The sequence below is a fragment of the Mesorhizobium sp. 128a genome, from assembly GCF_053848025.1.
The window spans coordinates 60029-82477 of sequence record NZ_JBSPKY010000007.1 but is presented as its reverse complement, the minus strand read 5'-3'; the positions used below and the strand labels follow the sequence as shown (position 1 = coordinate 82477).

The 22449-nt window shown below is 56.8% G+C and carries 17 protein-coding genes; 12 read left to right on the top strand and 5 right to left on the bottom strand.

Annotated features, from left to right (window positions below; translation table 11 throughout):
- The first annotated feature begins 19 nt into the window (after positions 1-19).
- The 7 genes from ACWTU9_RS13990 (at position 20) to ACWTU9_RS13960 (ending at position 8219) form a co-directional block, all read left to right on the top strand.
- Positions 20-1015, top strand: a complete 996-nt coding sequence (locus tag ACWTU9_RS13990; protein WP_455858775.1) for a LysR substrate-binding domain-containing protein — start codon at positions 20-22, stop codon at positions 1013-1015.
- Between the two features lie 308 nt (positions 1016-1323).
- Positions 1324-2301 (top strand): ABC transporter permease, encoded by a 978-nt coding sequence (locus tag ACWTU9_RS13985; RefSeq protein WP_455858774.1) that lies wholly within the window; start codon positions 1324-1326, stop codon positions 2299-2301.
- Positions 2302-2319: 18 nt separating this feature from the next.
- Positions 2320-3345 carry a glycine betaine/L-proline ABC transporter substrate-binding protein ProX gene (proX, locus tag ACWTU9_RS13980; protein ID WP_455858773.1) on the top strand — a complete coding sequence of 342 codons (1026 nt, stop codon included), beginning with the start codon at positions 2320-2322 and terminating at the stop codon, positions 3343-3345.
- Positions 3346-3415: 70 nt separating this feature from the next.
- Positions 3416-4468, top strand: a complete 1053-nt coding sequence (locus ACWTU9_RS13975) for a quaternary amine ABC transporter ATP-binding protein (RefSeq protein WP_455858772.1) — start codon at positions 3416-3418, stop codon at positions 4466-4468.
- Between the two features lie 71 nt (positions 4469-4539).
- On the top strand, positions 4540-5304 hold the full coding sequence (locus ACWTU9_RS13970) for an SDR family NAD(P)-dependent oxidoreductase (protein WP_455858771.1): 765 nt from the start codon (positions 4540-4542) through the stop codon (positions 5302-5304).
- Between the two features lie 138 nt (positions 5305-5442).
- Positions 5443-6963, top strand: coding sequence for a trimethylamine methyltransferase family protein (locus ACWTU9_RS13965; protein ID WP_455858770.1), 1521 nt, complete (start codon positions 5443-5445; stop codon positions 6961-6963).
- Positions 6964-7163: 200 nt separating this feature from the next.
- Positions 7164-8219, top strand: a complete 1056-nt coding sequence (locus ACWTU9_RS13960; RefSeq protein ID WP_455858769.1) for a GlxA family transcriptional regulator — start codon at positions 7164-7166, stop codon at positions 8217-8219.
- A gap of 34 nt (positions 8220-8253) precedes the next feature.
- Here the strand turns inward: ACWTU9_RS13960 and ACWTU9_RS13955 are convergent, their stop codons facing one another.
- The 3 genes from ACWTU9_RS13955 to ACWTU9_RS13945 are packed head-to-tail and all read right to left on the bottom strand — an operon-like array spanning position 8254 to position 11957.
- Positions 8254-10296 (bottom strand): hydantoinase/oxoprolinase N-terminal domain-containing protein, encoded by a 2043-nt coding sequence (locus ACWTU9_RS13955; protein ID WP_455858768.1) that lies wholly within the window; start codon positions 10294-10296, stop codon positions 8254-8256.
- 59 nt (positions 10297-10355) lie between these two features.
- Positions 10356-11186, bottom strand: coding sequence for an SDR family NAD(P)-dependent oxidoreductase (locus ACWTU9_RS13950; protein WP_455858767.1), 831 nt, complete (start codon positions 11184-11186; stop codon positions 10356-10358).
- A 9-nt stretch (positions 11187-11195) separates the two neighbouring features.
- Entirely contained in the window at positions 11196-11957 is a 762-nt protein-coding gene (locus ACWTU9_RS13945) for an SDR family NAD(P)-dependent oxidoreductase (RefSeq protein ID WP_455858766.1), read from the bottom strand.
- A 333-nt stretch (positions 11958-12290) separates the two neighbouring features.
- Between ACWTU9_RS13945 and ACWTU9_RS13940 the strand changes: the two genes are divergently transcribed.
- The 5 genes from ACWTU9_RS13940 to ACWTU9_RS13920 all read left to right on the top strand — a co-directional run bounded on the left by ACWTU9_RS13940 (position 12291) and on the right by ACWTU9_RS13920 (position 17945).
- On the top strand, positions 12291-13394 hold the full coding sequence (locus ACWTU9_RS13940) for a mandelate racemase/muconate lactonizing enzyme family protein (protein ID WP_455858765.1): 1104 nt from the start codon (positions 12291-12293) through the stop codon (positions 13392-13394).
- Positions 13395-13442: 48 nt separating this feature from the next.
- Positions 13443-13625, top strand: a complete 183-nt coding sequence (locus ACWTU9_RS13935; RefSeq protein WP_455858764.1) for a tautomerase family protein — start codon at positions 13443-13445, stop codon at positions 13623-13625.
- Positions 13626-13750: 125 nt separating this feature from the next.
- Positions 13751-15055: an amidohydrolase family protein gene (locus ACWTU9_RS13930; RefSeq protein WP_455858763.1), complete on the top strand. Its 1305-nt coding sequence runs from the start codon at positions 13751-13753 to the stop codon at positions 15053-15055.
- Positions 15039-15482: a hypothetical protein gene (locus ACWTU9_RS13925; RefSeq protein WP_455858762.1), complete on the top strand. Its 444-nt coding sequence runs from the start codon at positions 15039-15041 to the stop codon at positions 15480-15482. Before ACWTU9_RS13930 ends, ACWTU9_RS13925 begins: the two co-directional genes overlap by 17 nt.
- 810 nt (positions 15483-16292) lie before the next feature.
- Positions 16293-17945, top strand: coding sequence for an ABC transporter substrate-binding protein (locus ACWTU9_RS13920; RefSeq protein ID WP_455858761.1), 1653 nt, complete (start codon positions 16293-16295; stop codon positions 17943-17945).
- Between the two features lie 156 nt (positions 17946-18101).
- Here the strand turns inward: ACWTU9_RS13920 and ACWTU9_RS13915 are convergent, their stop codons facing one another.
- Positions 18102-20174 carry a hypothetical protein gene (locus tag ACWTU9_RS13915; protein ID WP_455858760.1) on the bottom strand — a complete coding sequence of 691 codons (2073 nt, stop codon included), beginning with the start codon at positions 20172-20174 and terminating at the stop codon, positions 18102-18104.
- Between the two features lie 185 nt (positions 20175-20359).
- On the bottom strand, positions 20360-22447 hold the full coding sequence (locus tag ACWTU9_RS13910) for an AAA family ATPase (RefSeq protein WP_455858759.1): 2088 nt from the start codon (positions 22445-22447) through the stop codon (positions 20360-20362).
- Positions 22448-22449 lie beyond the last annotated feature (2 nt).

Here is a 22449-nt window from a genome sequence, read left to right as displayed (position 1 = left end):
CGCAGGATAACAATTACTTATGTCGAAGGACTACAGGCGTCTCCCACTCAGTGCGCTTCGTGCGTTCGAGGCAGCGGCCCGGCACTTAAGTTTCACGAAAGCTGCCAATGAGCTGTCTGTGACCCAGGCGGCGGTAAGCCGGCACATTCTGACGCTTGAGGACCACCTCGACACCCAGCTCTTCAATCGGGGAAACCAGAAGGTCTCTCTGACCCCAGCAGGTGAGGAGCTCTTTGAGGCCACCGCCCTGAGCCTGGCACATATCGGCGCTGCCTTCGACAGCGTCCGGCGACGGCAGAAACCGCAACGCCTTACGGTCGGCATGCCAAGTTCGTTCGCAACTCTCTTTATGAGTCACCGGATTGGCGAGTTTGTCACCAACAATCCAAACATTGACTTACACCTGGTCTCGCTCGAACGGAGCCCAACGCCCGCGACCGACGGCTTCGACGTATCCGTTGTCATGGGATATTTGCCCCGCCCTGAGTATACAGCAACGGAGCTGTTCAGCGAGGAAGTCTTTCCCATTTGCAGCACGACCTACCAAGCTCATTCCCCGAATATCGCATCGCCAGAGGACCTTTTGAATGAGGTCCTCCTCGACATGGACGATCAGCATTGGACCGCCTATCCATGGTCGCCTTTCAACTGGGCCCACTGGCTTGAGCAGTTCGGGATCTCCACCCCCTTCAAGCGCCCCATAACTTTCAATAACTATCCGACGCATCTGCAATCCGTACTGCGAGGAGCCGGTATCGGGCTTGGGTGGCGCCACCTGGTGAGCGACTATCTGGAGGAAGGCACGCTGATCAGGCCGCTGAAGGAAAGCTACCTTACGGGGCGGAAGCACCATCTCGTAGTCCCGAATTCGGCCATCGGACGGGAAGATGTGACCGTCTTCCGTGACTGGATGATTGCGCAGGTTGCGGGTCTCAATCCACCTGAAAGCGAGGGGCTGGAGGGCGAAGTCTCGTTGCAAAACACCGCGGTCGTCCCCACGGCGGATAACATTTAGTCCTGAAATGCATAACTTTTTGTTCGGTTGTTTAAATCTCCCACCGTCGTTAGCCTTTATCTGCAGGTAGACGGGCGGTCCTGACAGCAGACGAATGTTCTTGAACATGCGGCGTGCGAAGGGATGCGGTTAAAATGAAGTTACCGCTGGAAATGGGAACACAACACTAGCGCCACTTTTATCGGCCGCTCGCGAGAGCCCGTATCTCTAGGAAATCTCTGGCCGTCGTCAGGATGCCACTGCGCTGTGCGTGGGCGGTGACGCAGGCTATGGTCATCGACTGACTGTCATGACTGAAAGGAATTTTGGTGAAGCCCGAAGACATCCTCGATCCTTTCAAAACCCTCCGCATACCATTTGGAGACTGGGTGGACGTGGGATTGGGCTGGGTCGTCCAGCAATACCGGCCCCTGTTTCAGACATTGAAGTGGCCGGTTGACCAGCTTTTGACGGCATTTGCAATCGCCTTGAACGGCATCCCTCCCCTACTCACGATTTTGGGTTTTGGCCTGATCGCCTGGCAGATCGCGGGCTGGCGGCTGGCAGCCCAGGTCGTGGGATTGCTCGCTTTAATCGGTTTCCTGGGCATCTGGCCAGAAACGATGATCACCCTTGCCTTGGTATTCACGGCCGTTGTCGTGTGCACCGTCATCGGCATCCCGCTTGGGGTCCTTGCTGCAAGAAGCGACCGCGCAGCGGCGATCTGCAGGCCAATCCTCGATACGATGCAGACGATCCCGTCGTTCGTTTACCTCGTCCCCGTCGTCATGCTGTTCGGCATCGGCAACGTCCCCGGCGTCATCGTGACGATCATCTTCGCCCTGCCTCCCGTGATCCGGCTCACTACCCTCGGGATCCAGCAGGTTTCTGAGGAGGTGGTCGAGGCGATGAAGGCCTTTGGCGCCACGAACAGACAACTGCTGTTCAAAGCCCAACTGCCACTCGCGCTGCCCAGCATAGTAGCCGGCGTGAACCAGACCCTAATGATGTCTCTCTCCATGGTTGTGGTGGCGTCCATGATCGCGGTCGGCGGCCTTGGCCAGATGGTTCTGCGCGGCATCGGCCGGTTAGATATCGGTCTCGCGGCCACCGGGGGATTAGGCATCGTTATCCTCGCTATCATCCTCGATCGCATGACCCAATCCGCGATGATCCAGCGGAACCGCCATGTGCATATTGCCTGGTACGAGCGTGGCCCGGCCGGAGTGTTCACCCGCGCTGTTAGATACTTCCAGACCTCCCCGGCGGGGAACGGAAGGCAAGGATTAGCCGGCAATCAACGGTAAGCAAAAAGGGGAGTTTTCATGAACGTTCATCTGAAGAAAACGGTTCTGCAGTTAGCAACCGCCGTCGCCCTGGCCACCACATTCGGCATGTCCATCAGCCATGCCGTCGCGCAGGATCTGCCGGGCAAAGGCGTCACAGTACGCCCCCTGTACCTCGGTCAGGCCGAGGAATTGTTCGAGGCCTATATCGTCAAGCTGGGTCTTGAAGACCTTGGATACACTGTCAACGAGCCATCGGCTGCGCAGGTCCCCCTTGCCCACATCGCAGTCGGCAATGGTGACGCTGATTACTACACGCCACACTGGTACCCGTTGCATATCGCCTTCGCCGAAAAGGCTGGTGGAGAGGCGAAGCTGCGTCGTGTTGGAACCCTCGTGCGCGACTCGATCCAAGGCTACTCGATCGACAAGGTTACGGCTGACAAGTATAACATCAAGACCATCGACCAGCTCAAGGATCCCAAGCTTGCCAAGCTGTTCGACATTGATGGGGACGGCAAGGCCGACCTCTATGGTTGTGATCCCGGCTGGGGATGCGAACGCATCATCGAACACAATCTCGATGCCTACGGCCTGCGGGATACCGTGACCCACAAGCAGGGAGAGTACTTCGCCCTGCTCCCCGACGTCATCCAACGCGTCCAGTCCGGAAGCCCGGTTCTCTATTACAGCTGGACCCCCAACTGGATCCAGGGCGTGCTGAAGCACGGCAAGGATGTCGTTTGGCTTACCGTCCCCTTCACGGCGCTACCGGACGAACAGGCTGGCGCAAATACTACGGTTGCGGGTATCGGCAACCTCGGTTTTTCGGTGAATAGCCACCATGTCATCGCCAACACCACGTTCCTCAATGGCAACCCGGTCGCGACCAAATGGTTCGAATTGGTCGAAGTGCCGATAGCGGACGTCGATGCCGAAAACCTCCTGATCCATAAGGGGGAAAAGAACAACGAAGATATCCATAAGCACGCCGAAGCGTGGAAGGCCGCCCATCTCGACCAGTGGAACGCTTGGCTCGAAGAAGCCAAGAAGGCGGCGAAGTAACGCTTGCCGCATAAGTTAAGCGCCTGGCCGGCTTCCCTGGCCGGGCGCCACTCACAGTTTGGAGCTCCCCTTGAAAGCGCACGCCATCGAATTTAAGGACGTCTGGAAGGTTTTCGGGACCAACTCCAAGTTTGATTTCACCACCGTCCAGCGCCAGGACCTTTCAAAAGAAACCCTGCTTCAAAAGCACGGGTGTGTAGCAGCCGTCGCCGGCGTCTCGTTTCGCGTCGAAGCCGGAGAAATCTTTTGCGTGATGGGTCTGTCAGGTAGCGGCAAATCCACCCTCGTGCGCCACGTCAATCGTTTAATTAAGCCCAGCGCGGGCCAAGTAATCATCGGCGGCGAGGACATCAACCTCAAGTCTGAAAACGAGATGCGCGAGCTTCGGGCCCGAACCATGGGCATGGTATTCCAAAACGTGGCCCTCCTGCCCCACCGTACGGTGCGCGACAACGTCGCGTTGAGCCTCGAATTGCGCAAGGTGCCACCGAAGCAACGCTATGAGGTTGCAGAAGAAAAGCTTGAACTGGTCCAGCTTTCAGGATGGGGTGACCGGTACCCTGACCAACTCTCCGGTGGGATGAAGCAGCGTGTCGGGCTGGCGCGCGCGCTTGCCGCAGACCCGGCAATCCTATTGATGGACGAGCCGTTCTCGGCCTTGGATCCGCTGATCCGCCGCGATCTCCAAGACCAGTTCAAGGAGCTGTCGACCAAACTCGGGAAGACGACTCTGTTCATTACGCATGATTTGGAGGAGGCCATCCGGCTAGGCCACCACATTGGCGTGATGAAGGACGGCAAGATGCTGCAGATCGGCTCCGCAGATGACATTATCGGCAACCCAAAAGACCCGTATGTCGAGAGGTTCGTGCAGGGAAGCAGCCGCCTCGGCTTGCTGAAGGCTGAATCGGTCATGGTTCCCATAAGCGAATTCGCGAGCTCTAACGGTACCCTGAATCTGGACAATGCCCCGCGGATTGGCCTCGAAACAGCCCTCAAGGACATGCTCGGCCTCACCACCCAACACCCAAACGGGCCGCTGGTCGTGGTCGACGCAAATGGGGCAGATGTTGGGATCATCACCGCATCCATGATCCTACGCGGCATTCACGAGAGGATCTGACCCCTCCCGCGCCCCGATTCCCTGCATGGATAATTCGCAGGGTTTCCTCCTCAAGCAATGGTTGGACGCTCATGACCGCTGAAAGAAAGACTGTCGTTGTAACTGGCGCTGCCGGCGGGATGGGGCAGGCCATCTGCCGGAAATTCGTTGCCAATCGCTATTATGTTGTGGCGGGGGATACCAATGAGGATCGCCTAGCGACCACGGCGGCGAACCTCAATCGCGACGGAGAGAACGTCCTCGCCAAAGCTGGAGACCTCCGCAGCAAAGGCTACTGCGAGGACCTCGTCGACATGGCCATTGAATCAACCGGCCGCCTTGACGCGCTTGTTAACAATGCAGGCATTATCACCCGCGGCACCATTCTCGATACTAGTGACGAGGACTGGGACAGGACTTTCGACATCAACCTCAAGGCGATCTTCTACACCTGCCGGCGATCCATAGCGTTCATGAGCTCCAATGGGGGCGGGTCGATCGTCAACATCTCTTCCACCTGGGGAATCTATCCGGGTCCCAGCCACGCGGCTTACTGCGCCAGCAAAGCCGCAGTAGCAACATTCTCGAGGTGCCTCGGAAGGGACCATGCCGCTAGCGGCATCAGGGTAAACGCCGTTTGCCCCGGAGAGATCGACACTCCAATGCTCCGCTCAGGTTTTATTCATCGCGGTTTTGATCCGGATACCGCCGTTGCCGAGCTTAGCAAATCCAATCCGCTTGGCCATCTCGGTGATCCCGCGGACATTGCCGATGCGGTTTATTTTCTCAGCTCCCCGGAGGCCAGATTCATCGCCGGGACCACCCTTGAGGTGGCGGGTGCTAAAGCCGTCTACTGACCGAAGTCAGCGTCCTAGGGATGGCCGAGCGGCCACATCCGGTGATGACCTGAAGGCATACCTTGCATTATCTTTTATTATTATTTGGTGGGCACTTTTGCCTGTATATTATTGCAAAACATCAAGGGTAAGGTTGAAATGTCGTCTAGATCAGGAGGGCGAGAAGCCCGCCAGAAATTACGGAATGACAAAACAGTAACCCTGTTGCCCGTTCTTGAACGCGGCCTTCCATATATGGATGTACTAAGCGCCGAGAATCTGCTGCATCTTCATAATATTTCTATGCAGATACTTGAGGAGATCGGCATCGAGTTTCGCGATGACGAGGCGATCGACCTTTGGCGCAGGGCGGGTGCAAATGTCACCGGGCAGCGTGTCCGGATCGACCGCGGGCTTCTTATGGACCTTGTTTCCAAGGCGCCGGAGACGATCACTGTTCACGCTCGCAATCCCGCTAAGACGGTAACTTTGGGGGGGCGAAAGACGATCTTCACGCCGGCATATGGCTCACCGAACGTGCTCGACCTGGAGGGCAAGCGCCGTAACGCGACGATTGCGGACTTTGTGAACTTCGCCAAACTGGCCTACCAGTCCCCGGCGATGCACATGACCGGCGGCGTTCTCTGTGAACCGATGGACATCGCTGTGCCGCGGCGCCATTTGCACATGAACTACAGCCTCATTCGCTACTCCGACAAGCCGTTCATGGGGGCCGTGACTTCCCGCGAACGAGCCGAAGACACCATTGAGATGGCGAAGATCGTTTTCGGTGAGGAATTCATTCAGAACAACACTGTCATCATCTCTCTGGCAAACTGTAACTCGCCGTTGGTCTGGGATGCTACCATGCTGGATGCCGTCAAGGTATACGCGTCCAACAACCAAGCCATGATTCTGGCACCGTTCGTGCTGGGAGGTGCAAGCACCCCGGCAAGTACCGTGGGCGCCGTGGCCCAGCTGAATGCCGAAGCTTTGGCAGGTGTCGCGTTCGCGCAGTTGGTCCGGGCTGGAGCCCCTTGCATCTATGGCCAGTGGCTGGCGACGGTTTCCATGAAGAGTGGCGCTCCCATGGCTGGAACGCCGGAGATCTGCCACATGAACATGCTCGTGGGTCAATTGGCGAGGCACTATAGATTGCCTTGGCGCTGCAGCGGCAGCAACACCAGTTCCAAGCTGGTGGATGCACAGGCGGGCTACGAGGCGGCCAGAAACATGTATGGCGCCCTCATTGCGGGTGCAAATTTTGTGCTGTCGTCGACCGGTTACCTCGAAGCAGCCCTCACCCAGAGCTACAGCAAGTTCATGCTCGATTCAGAGCAGATGATCATGTTCTACAGGCTTGGCCAAGGCATCAACTTGAGTGAATTCGACGAGACGCTGGACGCGATGCGGCAGAGCGAGCCGGGCAGCCACTACTTGGGGACAGAACACACGCTCAAGAATTTTGAAAAGGCTTTCTTCGTCCCGGACCTGATGAACCATGACAGTTTCGAGCAATGGTCGGTAGCCGGGGCAAAAGATGCCAATGTGCGCGGGATCGATGCAGCCGTGAGAGCCCTGCAGGATTACCAGGCGCCCCCCATTGACGAGGCGCTTGATGAAGCGTTGCTGGATTTCATCAAACGCCGTGAACTCGAGATCGGCGACGCGGTGCTGTGAGCGCTTGCAGTCTTAGGCCTGAGCGAACGTGCAACGCGGATTTCTGCCAAGACGCGCACCCTAAATCGGCCCGACCGGCGGGTGTCGGGCCTGGTATTTCGGACGATCGGACTAGCGCTCGTTGGCACCGGACACCGCCTGGATCTATTAGGATTGGGCAGGCTCACCTTAACCACTTGCGAATGCATGGACGGGTTTCGATGAATGCACCTCCTTACATCAACGCAGCTCAGGCCCTAAGCCTGCCCGACACTGCTTTTCCGGTAGGAATGCCGTTTCAGGTCGTGGTCGTGGTCTTACCGGGATTCTCGCACCTGGCCTTGCATGCGTTCCTTGAGCCGTTTCGGATTGCGAACACCGTTTCGCGTCTCACCATGTTCCAGTGGCGTATTGCTGGGCTCGACAGCGGGCGCGTGGAAGGCGCGAATGGCATCGCGATCGATGTCGATTTGACGATCCAGGATCCAGCACTTCTTTCGGGGAGCCGCAAACCCAACCACCTCGCAGTCATCGCCGGCGAGCCCGTGGCGCAACCAGCTTCGCCTCACTTCAACACCTTCATGCGCGCGCTGGTACGCAGGTCCATACCAATCTCCGCGGTCGGGACCGCCACCTGGCTACTGGCGCAGACCGGGCTGCTCGCGAATTCGCGGTGTACCATCCACTGGTCTCGCCTGGCAGCTTTTGCGGAAGTTTTTAGCCAGCCTCAAGTAAGGGACTCGCTGTTCGTCAAGGACGGACAGTTCTCAACCTGTGCCGGTGAACTATCGGCCTTTGACCTTGCGGTTGACCTAATCGCAAACCACGCTGGAGGCTTCACCGCCCATGAGGTCTGCAGGCACGCGACCGTGGAAGGGCAGCGGTCGGGATCCAATCGACAGACCGGTCCTTCCGGTCTTGCGTTTGCCGGCGTAAGCGACAAGCTTCTGATGGCGATGAGAATCATGGAGTCAAACGTCGAAACGCCCCTCAGCATGAGACAGATCGCTGAACGGACGGGCATCTCTCGCCGGCAGCTGGAACGCTTATTTTGCACCCATGTCGGGCATCCCCCCTTGCGGCATTACCTGCGTATCCGCGTCGACCATGCAAAACGACTTATTGAAGGCACGCGGATGCCGCTCATAGACATTGCCATTGCCTGTGGTTTCATTTCACCCTCGCACTTTTCTAAATGCTTCCGGTGTGTGTATGGGATTACACCTCAGCAATGCCGGACTTCGGTACCGGCGTGGGTAGGTCCCGGTCTGGGTTAAGAACGCAAAACCCTCAGTGGAACTGGCTCGAGACTCAAGAAACGGATGCTATCCGGGGACGGCCCGACGCCACGACTACAATATGCGCTTCAACAAACAGGCGTTGATCCTCAATCATCGATACCTTGAAGTCCCTGTGGATCTGAATCTCTGCATCGTCAGTGCCGGCCTTTTTGGCCTGCTCCGTAACGACTTCCCTAAGGCTTGCTTCTGCCGCCTTGATGGCCGCATCCTCGTTCATAAAATCACGAACACGGCCGCCAGCGGTTAACCGGAAAAGCCCTTCCTTGGGTTGATTGATTAGGGCCTCTGCCGAGACGCGGACCTGGCCGACCACGGCGCCAAGCGCATTGGCGACGTCAGTGTCCTCGGGCACTACGCAGTCATTGCCGATAAGGGAAGCAAGCCCCGCATAGTGCAGCGGCGCGGAGGCGCCGAGCCCCACCACCGGACGATCGAGTGCCACGGACAACTGGGCTATGCCTGAATGGGCGTCGACCGCGCGCTGCACCAGCGCATGAGCAACGGTCGCAGCACCGTCCAACCCGTCCTCGGCGAAGGCGGTTTCAAGAATGCACTCTGCGGAAACGCGGGTCAGGGTAACAAGTACACGTTCGGAGATCGCCTCAGGCGTCGGTGCGACTGGATGCCCGAGTCCATTGCGGCGGCGAGCCAGCAGACCGGCACCGAGTCGTGCGGTCGCAGCATCCCAGTTGGCCTGCTTGCCCAGCACATGGGCAGCGTCCGAGGGCGTGAAGCCGCAGACTTGCACCAGCCCGCGCGCCACCAGCCGGTTCAGCGTCGCGTTCTGAGCGTTGGTACTCAAGACCTTGTCTAGCGGCAGCGGCATGGCGCCGATCGCCTTGTAGAGCTTGGCCTCCGGAGTGGTCAGCCCGGCAGCCAGCCTGGCTGGTACGCCGGTGCGGACCGCAAAACGGCCGTCCATGCGGCCCGGGTTGGGCGCCCGCAACTGGCGCTCAAGTTCCGATGTAACGGCGTCGCCATGCGCCATGCCGGCCAGCGCCAGCGGCACCAGGCGGCGCGGCCCAAGCAGAATTTTCGGGTTGAGGGCACCATCTTCCAGAGCCACTTCGGAATCTCCGCCGAGACCGAAGGTGCGCATCGCCACCGCCTCGACCATCGTTCGGTACCCGCCGACCGTTGCGCCTTCGGGGTCAAGCCGCGGACGGCCGCCATCGAGCACGGCGACATCCGTTGTCGTGCCACCAATGTCCGACACCATGGCGTTGTCGAGCCCAGTCATGTGGCGGGCGCCGACCAAGCTGGCAGCCGGGCCAGAGAGAATGGTCTCGATCGGCCGCTGGCGGGCAAAGGCCGCCGAGACCAGCGCGCCGTCACCGCGCACCACCATCAGCGGGGCGGCAATTTTGCGGGCTTCCAAAAACCCTTCGGTTGCCGCCACCAGCCGGTCGATCATCGAAATCAGCCGGGCGTTGAGGAGTGTGGTCAGCGCCCGGCGCGGGCCGCCTAGCTTGGCGGACAATTCGTGGCTGGCGGTGACCGGCAGGCCAGTCCTGCCGCGAATCAGCTCGCGAGCGGTGATTTCATGCGCCGGATTACGAGTGGCGAAATAGGCGCAGACGGCAAAGCCGGACACCGAGGCGCCGAGTTCCGGCAGCATCGCCTCCAACCCCGAGAGATCGAGCCTGGCGGCATTGCCGTGGACGTCATGTCCGCCTGGGCAAAACACCACCGGATCGGTGCCGAGCGCCGTCTTCAGCCCATCGCGGGCGAGGTCGGCTTCGGAAAAGCCGATCATCACCAGCGCCACGCGGCCGCCCTGGCCCTCGACCAGCGCATTGGTTGCAAGCGTCGTCGACATCGACACAAGTTTAATGGCCGTCGGGTCCGTGGCGGATTTCTCTAGTACCGCATCGACCGCGCCGGAAATGCCAACAGCAAGATCGTGCCGCGTGGTAAGGGCCTTGGCCTTAGCCAGCACATTGCCCTTGTTCGGCCCCTGCTGTGGGCCTTCGGTTTGCGACCACAGCACGGCATCGGTATAAGTGCCACCGGTGTCGATGCCGAGGAAAAGAACGTTGTCGTCCGAGGACATCAATCACCATTCCGCGTCTGGCGGCCGCTCTGGCGCAGAATTCATCCGGCTGTTAGCGGCTAGAGTTCGGCCGCCGATGCAGCCGCCACCGGCCTAGTAAGTTTGGCGCGATACTCTTCGTCCAGTATTGCTGGAAGGGGGATTTTCTTTGTCCGAGCGCCGTCGACGGAGATTCTTTCGCCACTGACAAAGCTCGAATCGTCGCTTGCCAGCCACAAAACTGCCTGGGCTATATCCACGGGAGAACCGATCCGGCCGACGGGATGCAATTCTCCCAACTCGCGCTCGACTAGCGTGCGGTCGGGGTGCATCTCGAGGTAGGCCCTGTTGAGATCCGTATCAATCCAGCCCGGACAAACAGTGTTGCACCTGATGCCGTCCGGACCGAGATCCACCGCCAAGCCAAGAGTTAGCCCGTGGACGCCAGCCTTGGTAGCGGCGTAAGCCGTATGCCAGGGATTGACCATATGGCCCTCAACAGAGCCGATGTTTATGATCGAGCCCGATCCGTTACGCCTCATTTCCGGGGCAATGTACTTCGCCATAAGGAAGGGCCCGCGCAGGTTGACGGCCATAAGCCGGTCCCAATCCTCAGCGGTTTGGTCCTCAAGCGATTTGTGAATGACCATGCCGGCATTGTTCACGAGGATATCGATCTTGCCATAACGCACGATCACCTCGTCGACAAATGCGCGAATCGAATATTCGTCCGTGACGTCAAGAGGCAACGGGAGAATTCGTTCCGCCACAGTAGGTGTCGATTTCGGATTGGGAAGATCGCCTACCGCAACGTTGGCACCTTCGGCGGCCAATATCTCCGCGATTGCCCGACCAATACCCCGGTTCCCCCCGGTAACGACAGCGACCTTGTTCGACAGCCTTTGAACCATTGGTGACTCCTATCCTGCTGTGAAGCCGCCATCGATGGGTATTGCGACACCGGTAATGTGCCCGGCATCCTCACTCGATAGAAATACCGCTAGGCTTGCGACTTCCGATGCCTTGGCGACCCGTCCCTGAGGCGTGGAATCGCGGTTCCGTTGGAGCACTTCTTGAGCCGAAACCGGCTTGGAATGTGCCGACACCAACATCGGCGTATCGACCGCTCCGGGGCAAATTGCGTTGATGGTAATGCCCTCTTTCGCATGGTCGAGGGCCATTGCCTGTGTCAGAAGGACAACCGCTCCCTTTGAGGCACAATAGGCGGCCAAGCCGGGGCACCCGACAAGGCCGACATTAGAGGCGATGTTGACGATGCTTCCCCCGCCGGTCTGACGCATGGTTTTGACTGCGGCGCGGCTGAAATAAAATACGCCATCAACGTTGGCCTTGAACGTATCGCTCCAGTCATCATTCGAGGTCTCGACCGCATTGCCACGGCGAATTATACCGGCGCTGTTGACCAGCACATCAAGCTTCCCAAACCGCTCCAGTGTCGCGGTGATGACCTGTTCTGCAAAAGCCGGATCTGCAACGTCACCGAGCAACAACTCCGCAGGACTGCCAAAACTCATTGCAACAGCGCGGACTGCCTCACCGCGCGCTTGGTCACGACCCACCAAGACCAGGGAGGCACCGGCTTCGGCAAATGCCTTGACGACGGCTTCGCCGATGCCGGAGGTAGCCCCGGTTATTACAACAACTTTCCCCGCATGCTTCATTTATTGATTGCCCATTATATCGGTGTCGCCGTGACCAATCGGATCGGTACTGGTCTTGATCTAGGGCCGCATCTCGCCGGGCCGCAAGCTCCTAAAAAGTCATGGGCGTGACAAACTAAAGTCATGGCCATTTCGTGCAGGAAGCTTGAACCGGAACGGTTCGCCACACCGTGTCCAATCATAACTTTAGGTCATTTGGCATACCTACCAATACTCATTTGAAGTGGATTTCCCGATTCCTTATAGCTCGCGCCTAGGAGTCTTCTCGCCGTTCATTTCGAGCCAAGGATCCAGGGCGCTACCACGGCCTACGTGTGGCAAGAGGGGGATTTTATGAAGATAAAGCGTCTGCGCGTCTTCCATAAACGGTTTTCCATTCCCGGGGGAAAATACAAGGTTGGAAAGGCTACGATCTCCGACGTCGATTCAACCATCGTTGAACTTACTTCGGATGACGGCCTAACCGGATGGGGTGAAACTTGCCCTATTGGCCCGATCTATTCGGCAAGTCATTCGCTCGGCGCTCGTGCTGCCTTGACCGAAATGGGCCCCGGTCTTATTGGGGCGCCGCTCGAGCCCGTCTTGCTCCACCGTAAGATGGATGCACTGCTCACCGGACACTCCTATGCAAAGGCAGCCATCGATATTGCCGCGCATGACTTGCTTGGAAAGAAAACCGGCAAGCGGGTGGCCGAGCTGCTCGGCGGCATCGCGACGGAGCGAGTGCCTTTTTATTTTTTCATTGGAATCACCAGCTCTGACGAAGCCGTGCGTCTGGCAAAGGACGCCGGTGCCGGCGGCTATGTGCGTATCCAGACCAAGATCGGGGGCCGGCCAGTTGAAGAAGATATTGAGGTCCTACGCAAGGTGGGCGAGGTCCTACCCAAGGGTATGCGCTGGGCGGTTGACGGCAACCGTAACCTCACCACGAGGGACGCCATTTTTCTCAGTCAAAAGTGTGAAGACCTGCAGTTCGTGCTTGAGCAGCCTTGCAACACGATCGAGGAAATCGGTGTGATCCGGTCGAAGGTTCGGCATCCCATTTATCTTGATGAAAGCGGCGTGGACCTCAACACTGTCATTCAGGCGATCGGAAGCGGTTTGTGCGACGGCTTCGGTATGAAGGTCACCCGTATCGGCGGCTTGAAGCCGATGGCGACTTTCAGAGATATCTGCGAGGCCCGTTCCCTTCCGCACACAAGTGATGATGCGTGGGGCGGCGACATCATTGGATCCGCTTGCACACATCTCGGTGCAACCGTCCGGCCCGACCTTTTTGAGGGGTGCAGTTGGGTGCAAACCATCTCGGAAGACAGTCATTATGATCCGCGAAATCCATTACAAGTCATTGATGGACATATTCCAGTCTCCAAAGGCCCCGGGCTGGGATTGACGATCGATCCCAGTCTGTTCGGTGATCCAATCGCCGAATTTTAGGCCTTGTGAAGATAGCCGCGACAACTCCACTTAACAGAGGACAAGCCCATGCCCGTTATTCATATCGAGACGTTCAAATCGGATGACGACAAAAAGACGGAGATCGCTGCCGAAATAACAAACCTCTTCGTTCAGAAGATGAATCTTCGGCCGGAGCAGATCCACGTCGTTTTTGACGAATATACGCCTAACAATTGGGCCACCGGCGGCAAGCTGTGGTCACGGATGTAGCTAACCGAACGCCGTGAGACCCGCTTTCGAGCCTGACGGACGGCTGCATATCTTGTGTTTGACGTGCGGATGGAGCCTGGCCAGCGCGGGCTTCCTTCCGCCCAATGCTTTTCGCGGAGGTCGTCTTGATTGAAACGGAAGTATCCGGCTGGATTTGGGAACAGGTCAAGCACACCGTCCTAGCCGACACCCATGAGCACCTCGTGGAGGAGTCGCGGCGCACAAGCCCGCATTTTGATGGCATATTGCCTTGCGATGACTGGTCGCTGCTGTTCAAAAACTACCTGCAAGACGACCTTTCCTGTGCGGGTATGACGACCGCCGAGAGCCAACGGTTCTATGATCCCGATACCCCGGCGCAGGCGAAGTTTACGATCGTGCAGCCGTATTGGGCTACTGTGCAACACACTGGTTACGCCAGAGCGTTGAGTCTCACCCTTCGCGAGCTATACGACATTGATGCGTTCAGCCGACACAATGTCGAGCAACTGTCCGCCCGTTATCAAGAAATGCGACGCCCGGGCTTCTATACTCACATTTTGAAGGATGTATGCCGTCTCTCGCAATGCCATGTGAATTCCCTTGAAATGGTCTACATGGAGACAGAGCAGCCCCAACTGCTCCAGAATGACATTAGTATCATGGAGTTGAGCCGCTGCAGTCTGACCGACATCCGTAAGGTGCAACAAGAGCTCAACGTCCAGATCGGAAGCCTGACAGAATGGCTCGCAGCGATTGATCAATATTTCGAGCGTTTTGGCCGGCAGGCTGTGTCAGTTAAGTATGTGGGCGCCTATTACCGGCGGCTGAAATTCCAAGATGTCAGCCGACACACCGCAGAGCGCTTCTTCGCGACGATGATCTCCGACCGCCCTTTTATTGGTCCAGACGGGTATCAGGCGCTTGAAGATTACCTCGTGCACTACTGCCTGGGGAAAGCGCAGGAGTACGGACTGCCAGTGAAAATTCACACCGGGTATCAGGCCGGTTCCGACTTCATGCCGCTTGCGCAGGTGCACCAGAACGCAAGTGACATCTGCAATCTACTCCAGACCTATCCAGGTATACGCTTCGTGCTCATGCACATCGGCTATCCTTACCAAGACGAATACCTGGCCCTTTGCAAGCACTACAAGAACGCGTACGTCGACATGTGCTGGGCATGGATCATCAATCCCCAAGCCTGCGTTCGTTTCCTTGCCGAGTTCTTGGTTTCCGTCCCTTGCCACAAGGTTCTCACCTTCGGCGGTGATTATTCCATCGTCGAAAACATTGTCGGTCATAGCATTATTGCCCGCAAGGGAATCACAGCGGCTCTTGCCCAGGTTGTCAGCCATGGCTGGATTGACCGGGCGGGCGTCCCAGAGCTGATCCGACGGCTCATGCATGAAAACGCCGAGGAGTTGTTTCCCAATGCGCGAAACACTTAAGCACCTGCCACGTGTCCGCGACGCGCCTGCCAACCCCCAAGCGTTCCCGGGATCAAGGCCAAAAGTTTTGATCGCCGACGACGACCTGTCGTTTGCATTTTCGCTGAGTAACGCCTTGGTGGCGGCAGCAGCGGATGTCTACCATCCCGCCGGGACACTTGAGGATGCGCTCGATGTGGCGATGTACTGCGAAATCGATGCGGCCATCCTGAGCGTCTGCATCCATGGCGAAGAATGCTTCGTCGTGGCAGAAAATCTCTTGCGGCGAAAAATCCCGCTCGCGTTCGCCCTGTCAGAAAACAGTTTTGATATCCCCGAAGTCTTCGCTCAGATCCCTCGCATGTTCAAATCTGACATGATCGACCAACTTCCTCGCTTGCTGGGGTATATTGGCATAGGGTATTTGTCGCGCGACACCGGGGTCTGACCATTGTATACGAGGTCTATCGAGCCCGCGCCTTGGTGCCGGGCGCCAGGTTATTTCAGTGATTGCAACTTTTCCGCAAATTCGCGAGTTCGCCGGTCCTGATGGTGGCAAAGACAATCCCGCCGGAAGGGCTCTCTTGAGCCTCGTCATTTTCATATTCATCTCCTGGGCTCCGAGCGGAACTGAAATGCATATTTTCAGCGCGTGGAGCCCCTTGAATCGCGCCTAGAAGCCCATGGCAACCACGACAACAAATTGGCGAAATGACAATGGGCACTTTCTATCCCGACCATCAATCGAAGCCGAACGCCCCCTCGATTTCTCATAAAGCGTCCACGTGCGGTCGGGTGGCCGACATCTCCCTCGATAAACAGCCACGTCCGACATTCCGCTCGGCCATGTCATAGCCAACGGCCGTTTTTTTATCTGACCGGTTCCGCTTTAATCACGAAGCATAGACCGCTCCCGTTTAAGCCGGCGACGGCTGTAAAATACCTGAGGGCTACCGCGGCAAGGGCAAATCAGTTGCGCGAAGAGCCACTGTTTTCTTATAACATTTAGTCCTGCGGAGCATGACTTTTTGTCCGGTTGTTTTGTTGTTCCCTGCTCGCTAGCGTATCCGAAATAGGAGGAGTAGGTAGGAACTCTCCACTGCCCCCAACCTCCCGTCAGGCAAGAGTTTATCGGTACTTCCGGGAAGTTTGCGGCGGCTGTCGTTCGAAATCAACATTTGAGCACTTTTTGACGCTGCCGTAACGGGGCTACCTGTGCGCGTTCAAGCTGCGGTCCATAATACTCTTGGAGGTTCAGATGGGTTATTTCAATAGGCATGGCAAGGCTATGCCCAAGCTCTTCGACGGCCTCTCCGACGATGTAAAAATGGGCGGGATGGATCGGCGCGAATTCCTAGCACTCGCTTCAGTCTTTGGCGCCTCGACTGCGATGGCCTATTCGATGCTGGGTGCAGTGCCGGCTGCGCAGGCGGAAGAAACTCCCAAGAAGGGTGGGATACTGCGAATTGCCATGGTGGTTTATGGCGCGAAGGACCCGCGCGTAAATGACTATTCTGAAATAGCAAACATCTACCGACAATTCCTGGAACCTTTGGTTAAGTACACCACGGAGTATACATTTGAACCCAAGCTTTTGGAAAGTTGGGATACAAATGAAGAGGCGACCGAGTACGTTCTTCATTTGCGGAAGGGCGTCAAGTGGAACAATGGTGACGACTTCACTGCAGATGATGTGATGTTCAACCTGCTGCGCTGGTGCGAACGAGACGTGCCTGGAAACTCGATGGCCGGACGAATGGCCACGCTTATCGATCAAACGACAGGCAGGGCAAGCGATGGCACCATCATAAAAGTTGACGACTACACGATTAAACTGAAGCTGCCAAAACCCGACATTACCATCATTCCCAGCCTCGCTGACTATCCCGCGCTCATAGTTCATCGCGACTACGATAAAAACGGGTCCAATATCGTTGTGCATCCTGTCGGCACAGGTCCGTTCGAACTGATTTCATGGGAGGTGGGCCAAAAGGCCGTCCTGAAGCGTCGAACAAACGGCAGCTGGTGGGGCGGTGAAGTGTATTTGAACGGAGTGCAATTCATCGACTATGGTAGCGATCCCTCCGCTCTTACGAGTGCTTTCGAATCAGGCGAAGTTGATGCAAACTATCAAACGTACGCGGATTATGTATCCATATTGGATAGCCTTGGTTTGGTTAAGTCTGCATCTCAAACGGCGAGCACAGTGGTGTGCCGTACTCACGTCGCCGCTAAACCCTACAATGATCAGCGTGTGCGCAATGCCCTGCAGTTGGCGGTCAACAATGGTGCTGTGCTAAAACTTGCCGTCAATGGCGACGGCACCATTGCCGCGAATTATCATGTTGCACCATTACAACCCGATTTTTATCCCGTCCCGGAAAAGAAACGGGACCTCGAAGCAGCCAGGCGGCTTATGGCCGAAGCTGGGCTGATGGATTTCGAACACGATATCATTAGTAGTGACGAGGATTGGCACAAGAACACCGGTGACGCGATTGCCGCACAGTGGCGTGACGCCGGATTCAAGGTGAGGCGTACGATTGTACCAATCAGCACATTTTATAACGATTGGTTGAAATACCCTCTTTCGATAACAGACTGGAATCATCGGCCGTTAGGAATACAGACGATGGTGCTTGCCTACCGCAGTGGAGCAGCATGGAATGAGACGGGGTGGACCAACCCGGAATTCGACCAAAAGGTGGACGCGGCTTTGACGTTGGCGGATGTCAAGAAGCGCAAAGCTCTAATGCAGGATATCGAAAAACTTCTCCAAGAGTCAGGTATTATAATTCAGCCTTATTGGCTTTCTTTGTTCAACCACGCGACAAAGCATGTCAGGGGCTATGCCATGCACCCGACCTTTGAAATTGACCTTGGAAAGGTGTGGCTCGACGGGACCGCATGAGATCGGCTACGGATTGCTGCACGTTTCGTGGCTGAAGACGCAACCAAGCGACTTGACGACCAGAGCTGTGCCGTTAAAAACAAATGGGTCCAAACGAGGTTACTGTGCTCGCGAATAAAGTCGGGCATCTATGGACCAACCGAAAACGACGCAAGTCTAAGCCTCGCCTGCAGGCTGAGCCCTAACGATCAGCAGCGTCTCCTCCATAGCATTGTTGATGCCAGTGAAATCCGAATGATCTTGGCCCCAAAAATCAGCTAACGCGCTCCATAACTCCGGATAGCTTTTCTCCTGTGTCGTGGCTCGATCCCGCAACAAATGCATCAAGCATTGAAGCCCCGTGACGTGAGGCCGCCAGGAGGGCGACCGACGAGTGCTGTCGAGATTTCGGTCCGCCAAATGGAATAGGACCGCCCTTATTCGCTCGAGCACCAAGCGTGGATTGGTCTTTTGCAAGAGCGATAGATAACCGCGGGTGTGCGGCGCCTCAGATTGGAGCATTGATGCCCAATCGGCTATGGCATCCGGAATCCAGTCGCGATCTAGAGCTTTGGTTGCGTCTTCCACGGCAAAGGCATTTTCGCCAGCGATTGCCGCACTCGCTTGAGCAAGCGTCCCTGGCAAGCCGCAACCCTTTTCGAGCAGCAACTCGAGCACATCAGGATCAGTCATCCTTTTTTGCTGGCAGAAGCGCGACGCGAGCTTAGTCGCATCCTCATAACCGAGGGGGGCCAATCGATGCACCTCACACCGAGAGACCCCTGTCACGCTCAACCCCGATAAGTCCCGAGCGCAAATTATAAACAAAGTGTCCTTGGCGCTTCTCTCAATGGTTTTCAGGAGCGTGTCGATCAGCTCAGCCGCCCGCTCAGCATTCTGAATAATGACCACTCTTCCGTTTCCTTGCGACCGAAATTTCATTAATCTCAGCCAGGCTCTTATGTTCCCCGGGTCGCCTTCTTTGGCTCTTCCATCGAGCCGAATGAGGTCAAAGCTGCCCCTGTCAACAGCTTTGCAGGCCGAGCATCGACCACACGCAATATGCGACTGTTTTGAGCGTGACTCACAGAGAAACGCCTTGGCGTAGACCAAAGCCAGCGTCTCCTTGCCCACACCATCCGGTCCATGAAGGCACAGGGGCGGATGCTCGCCCCGGGCAAAACGACTTTTGATGGCATTTGCAATCACACGATGCCCAATGATGTCGTCGAACGACTGCGCCATTTTTGCCGGCGTTGGATCTATTCGGTTTTCAGCATGCGTAACCACCGGGATTCGCCACGCGTTTAGGCCGACCCGAAGGCGTGTAATCCATCTTGGTTCGTAAGCCTCGTCTTCGCCAAGCAGATCTACCAAGCAATGCCACAGGCTCGGTTCGCCCTCGCCCTCGTCGTCTTGGAAAAAAGCTGTTCTGGCGTCGTCCAAAAGGGACCAGAGGCCGGCAATACGATCGCGGCCGGTCAGTTGGCATCGATTATGGTAGTCACGTAACATCTGCTCCACGGTGGCGACAAACGTGTCAGAACGCGCGCCCTCCCCGGCGGCCTCGCCTGCGGCGCCTTGGAGACTCAAAGTCCACGCCATAACCAGGGTTGCCCAGAGCGAAAGGTCTAATTTGGCGGACCCGCTTGTTGAGCCTTCAAGGCGCTTCCTGATCATCATCACGCTAAGCTGGTGCAGCTCGTCCACTATTGACGTTTTAGACACACCGTGCCTGAGCCGCAGATCGACGGCGCGAATGACGTCAGCGCGATGGTTCGCCTGCGGATCGTGCACATAAGAAGCCAGCGGCCCAGCAAGGAGACTGCGCTCTCGCGCAATTTTCTTTTTGTCTGGCTCTCCGACTAACTGCCCAAATGCGTCGAAGTGCACCGCCACATACATATCGAATGCATGCATGATTTCTGGTAGTGTCAGGCCAGCGCCAGCAATATAAGATTCGAAGCGGCTTTTGAGGCCCGGGTGGCCCAAAGCATCAATCGAAGCCAAGTTGCAGTTCGCTTTCAAGAAATCCCAGACTTTTGGGGAGATCACTTCCGTTTTCAAAAGCGGTTCTGTAAGCAATAAGACGCCGTCGCTGTCTAGCCATGATTGGTCCGAGAAAATCCGGCACCTGCTATCGGCAAATATCACGACGTTTTCCGTCATTGGATGCTTGATCGTGGAAACCACTGATTCGTCGTCGACGGCACCCGAAATATCGCAGAAATAAGCGGCGGGAATGAGCATTCGGCCGCTCCCCGCCATTTTTATTTCTGACACCTTGCAAGGGTAAAGTTCAAAGCCAATCGTGCCATACAAAACACGTAAGCTTTCCTTTACACGACGACGCAAAATGCCAGTTCGCGTCCGGTAAACCAGGACGCGAGACGGTAATGAGGGGTTAGCGAGAAATTCGACGTCAAGCATCGAATTCACGGCAGCGCCCTCCACCAAATTTTCCAAGACCGGCGTCGACGTTTTGCTTCAGGCCACCCCGCCTGAAGCCGCTCTCGTTCCGCCTTGAGCCGTTGCGGGTCGGCGTCAAATATCCGTAGTTCTGCCTGCTGCTGACGACGGTAGTCGCGTTCTTTGATGCGGTCTTTGTACTCTTTCAATTCCCATTCCCGGCGCAGTTGAGGCCAAGCCTGGTCGTCAAAAGCAGATAGGAACTCCATACCGTATGCCTTCGCTTCATCAATGGCCGCGTTGGCCATTAGGCCGTGAAAATGGAGAACTGGAAACGGTAACCCAACGGGTTCGCGCCATTCGTTTTCCTTCACCCCTATGGCTTGTAGAAGTTCTTCGGCTTGGTCGCCGCCTACAAAGGCATCTCCCCCAAGTCCAGCGCAGAGGTTCAGCACCTCCTTCCAGTGAAATTTCATGCCTGCGTGATCTTCGGGAAGGTTTACGTCGATCCCATGCGCACTACCGTTGGGATGCCCTTCGCCGAACCGGCCACACCAATCCAGCAGTCTTGAGCGGGCGTGGCTGTCGTCCAGCCCCTCGATATGGGCGCAAATATAGCCGGTGAGCATATCAAAATCGCCGGCTTCCAGGACTACAATTGACGCGGTCATCCGCGGTAAGTCGGATGATCCGGGCCACAGGTCGCTAATAAAGTTTTCGATGAATTTGACGGTAATGTCGCGCTCGATGCCGGCGGATGATTGCCATATTTCAAACGCCGCGTTCACCCGGCAGCCAGTCGATTGGGTAAACCAACTGGCTCTGTTGATGATTTCGCGAACATCCATCAGGCTTAGACTTTGTCGGTCGCCCAAGGCTTGATCAGCAGGCACTAGTTGTAGGAGATCGGCGTCTGTGTGGTCTCGGCGTCGGTCGCGTCGGAGACTGCTATCGACATTGCTGCCGTTCTCATGTTCAAGGCTTGAGGGATGTGACGACTGTGCGGCGGTGCCAGTGGATACCTCAGTTAGACGACGGTTGACCAGGTCTTGGAATAACGCCATCCGGAGCTGCAATTCGACCTGATCATTCGACACAGGTCGGTCCCAGAATGACAGCAGGCGCTCCCAAAAAGGCAGCACTTGTTGAACAGACGAAAGGCCTAGCCGACGACAGAAGCCGTCGACAATCGCCGCGCCGCTGTCCTTGACCGCGTACGTGACCGGATCAATGACGACATCAAGGCCATGAATATCGCGGTAAAGGATTGCCGTTAGAAAGACGCGAATCCAATCGATCTTGACCCGAATCTCATCGTGCCATCCCGAAAGAACCTCGTGCTGCCTGGCTTCGTCACCGCTTGCAAATGCCGAAAAGAGTTGAACAAGCCAAGCAGTTTGCTCAAGCCCAAATATCTCTTTGACCGTCACAGGGGTCACGGAATTGCCCAAGCCGCGCACTTGCTCGAGGGCTATCAACAAGTCACGCGGATAACCGCGCTTGATGACGGCCAACAGCGCTAGGCCGTCAACGTCGTATTCAATCCGTTCGTGGTCAGCCACGGAGCGCAGCAAAGAGACGGCATCGTCGACGGGGAGCGCCCGCACCTCTAGGCGCGCCAGGCGGGAACGTAATGCTACCTTCAGGCGCGACGGCTCCGTGGTCGCGAACACGAACGCGACCCCTTTAGGAGCGTTCTCGATCCTTTTCAGAAGGCTATCATCAGCCTCCCACGAGAGGGCGTGCGCTTCATCAAAAAAAAAGACGGTAGTTCGGTGATCGACCGGCGTTTGATCTCGTCCTTCGAGCCAAGCCGCGATATCAGCCTTCTCGCCGCCTTGGCCAGGGACGTCATATTCGAACAGATATTGTTCGGGATGCGTACAAAAAACACACTCGTTGCAAGGCGAGCCTTCGCTGTCAACGTTGGAGCAATTCAGCGCCTTGGCGTAGATCTTAGCAAGCGTCGTCTTCCCGGAGGCATGGGACCCACATAAAAGCAAGTGTTTAGGCTCGCTGGAAGACAGCACCACCGCCGAGAGGTATCTGATGACCTTCGGCTGGCCCACCACTTTGGAAAATCGGTCTGGGCGATGTTTTTCCGCAAGACTCACCG

Bases quoted from the DNA above. Each gene is read 5' to 3' on its own strand.
- ACWTU9_RS13940 (WP_455858765.1), top strand. From the start codon at position 12,291: ATGAAGATAAAGCGTCTGCGCGTCTTCCATAAACGGTTTTCCATTCCC.
- ACWTU9_RS13955 (WP_455858768.1), bottom strand. From the start codon at position 10,296: ATGTCCTCGGACGACAACGTTCTTTTCCTCGGCATCGACACCGGTGGC.
- ACWTU9_RS13945 (WP_455858766.1), bottom strand. From the start codon at position 11,957: ATGAAGCATGCGGGGAAAGTTGTTGTAATAACCGGGGCTACCTCCGGC.
- proX (WP_455858773.1), top strand. From the start codon at position 2,320: ATGAACGTTCATCTGAAGAAAACGGTTCTGCAGTTAGCAACCGCCGTC.
- ACWTU9_RS13915 (WP_455858760.1), bottom strand. From the start codon at position 20,174: ATGCTCATTCCCGCCGCTTATTTCTGCGATATTTCGGGTGCCGTCGAC.
- ACWTU9_RS13950 (WP_455858767.1), bottom strand. From the start codon at position 11,186: ATGGTTCAAAGGCTGTCGAACAAGGTCGCTGTCGTTACCGGGGGGAAC.
- ACWTU9_RS13960 (WP_455858769.1), top strand. From the start codon at position 7,164: ATGAATGCACCTCCTTACATCAACGCAGCTCAGGCCCTAAGCCTGCCC.
- ACWTU9_RS13935 (WP_455858764.1), top strand. From the start codon at position 13,443: ATGCCCGTTATTCATATCGAGACGTTCAAATCGGATGACGACAAAAAG.
- ACWTU9_RS13990 (WP_455858775.1), top strand. From the start codon at position 20: ATGTCGAAGGACTACAGGCGTCTCCCACTCAGTGCGCTTCGTGCGTTC.
- ACWTU9_RS13965 (WP_455858770.1), top strand. From the start codon at position 5,443: ATGTCGTCTAGATCAGGAGGGCGAGAAGCCCGCCAGAAATTACGGAAT.
- ACWTU9_RS13970 (WP_455858771.1), top strand. From the start codon at position 4,540: ATGACCGCTGAAAGAAAGACTGTCGTTGTAACTGGCGCTGCCGGCGGG.
- ACWTU9_RS13920 (WP_455858761.1), top strand. From the start codon at position 16,293: ATGGGTTATTTCAATAGGCATGGCAAGGCTATGCCCAAGCTCTTCGAC.
- ACWTU9_RS13925 (WP_455858762.1), top strand. From the start codon at position 15,039: ATGCGCGAAACACTTAAGCACCTGCCACGTGTCCGCGACGCGCCTGCC.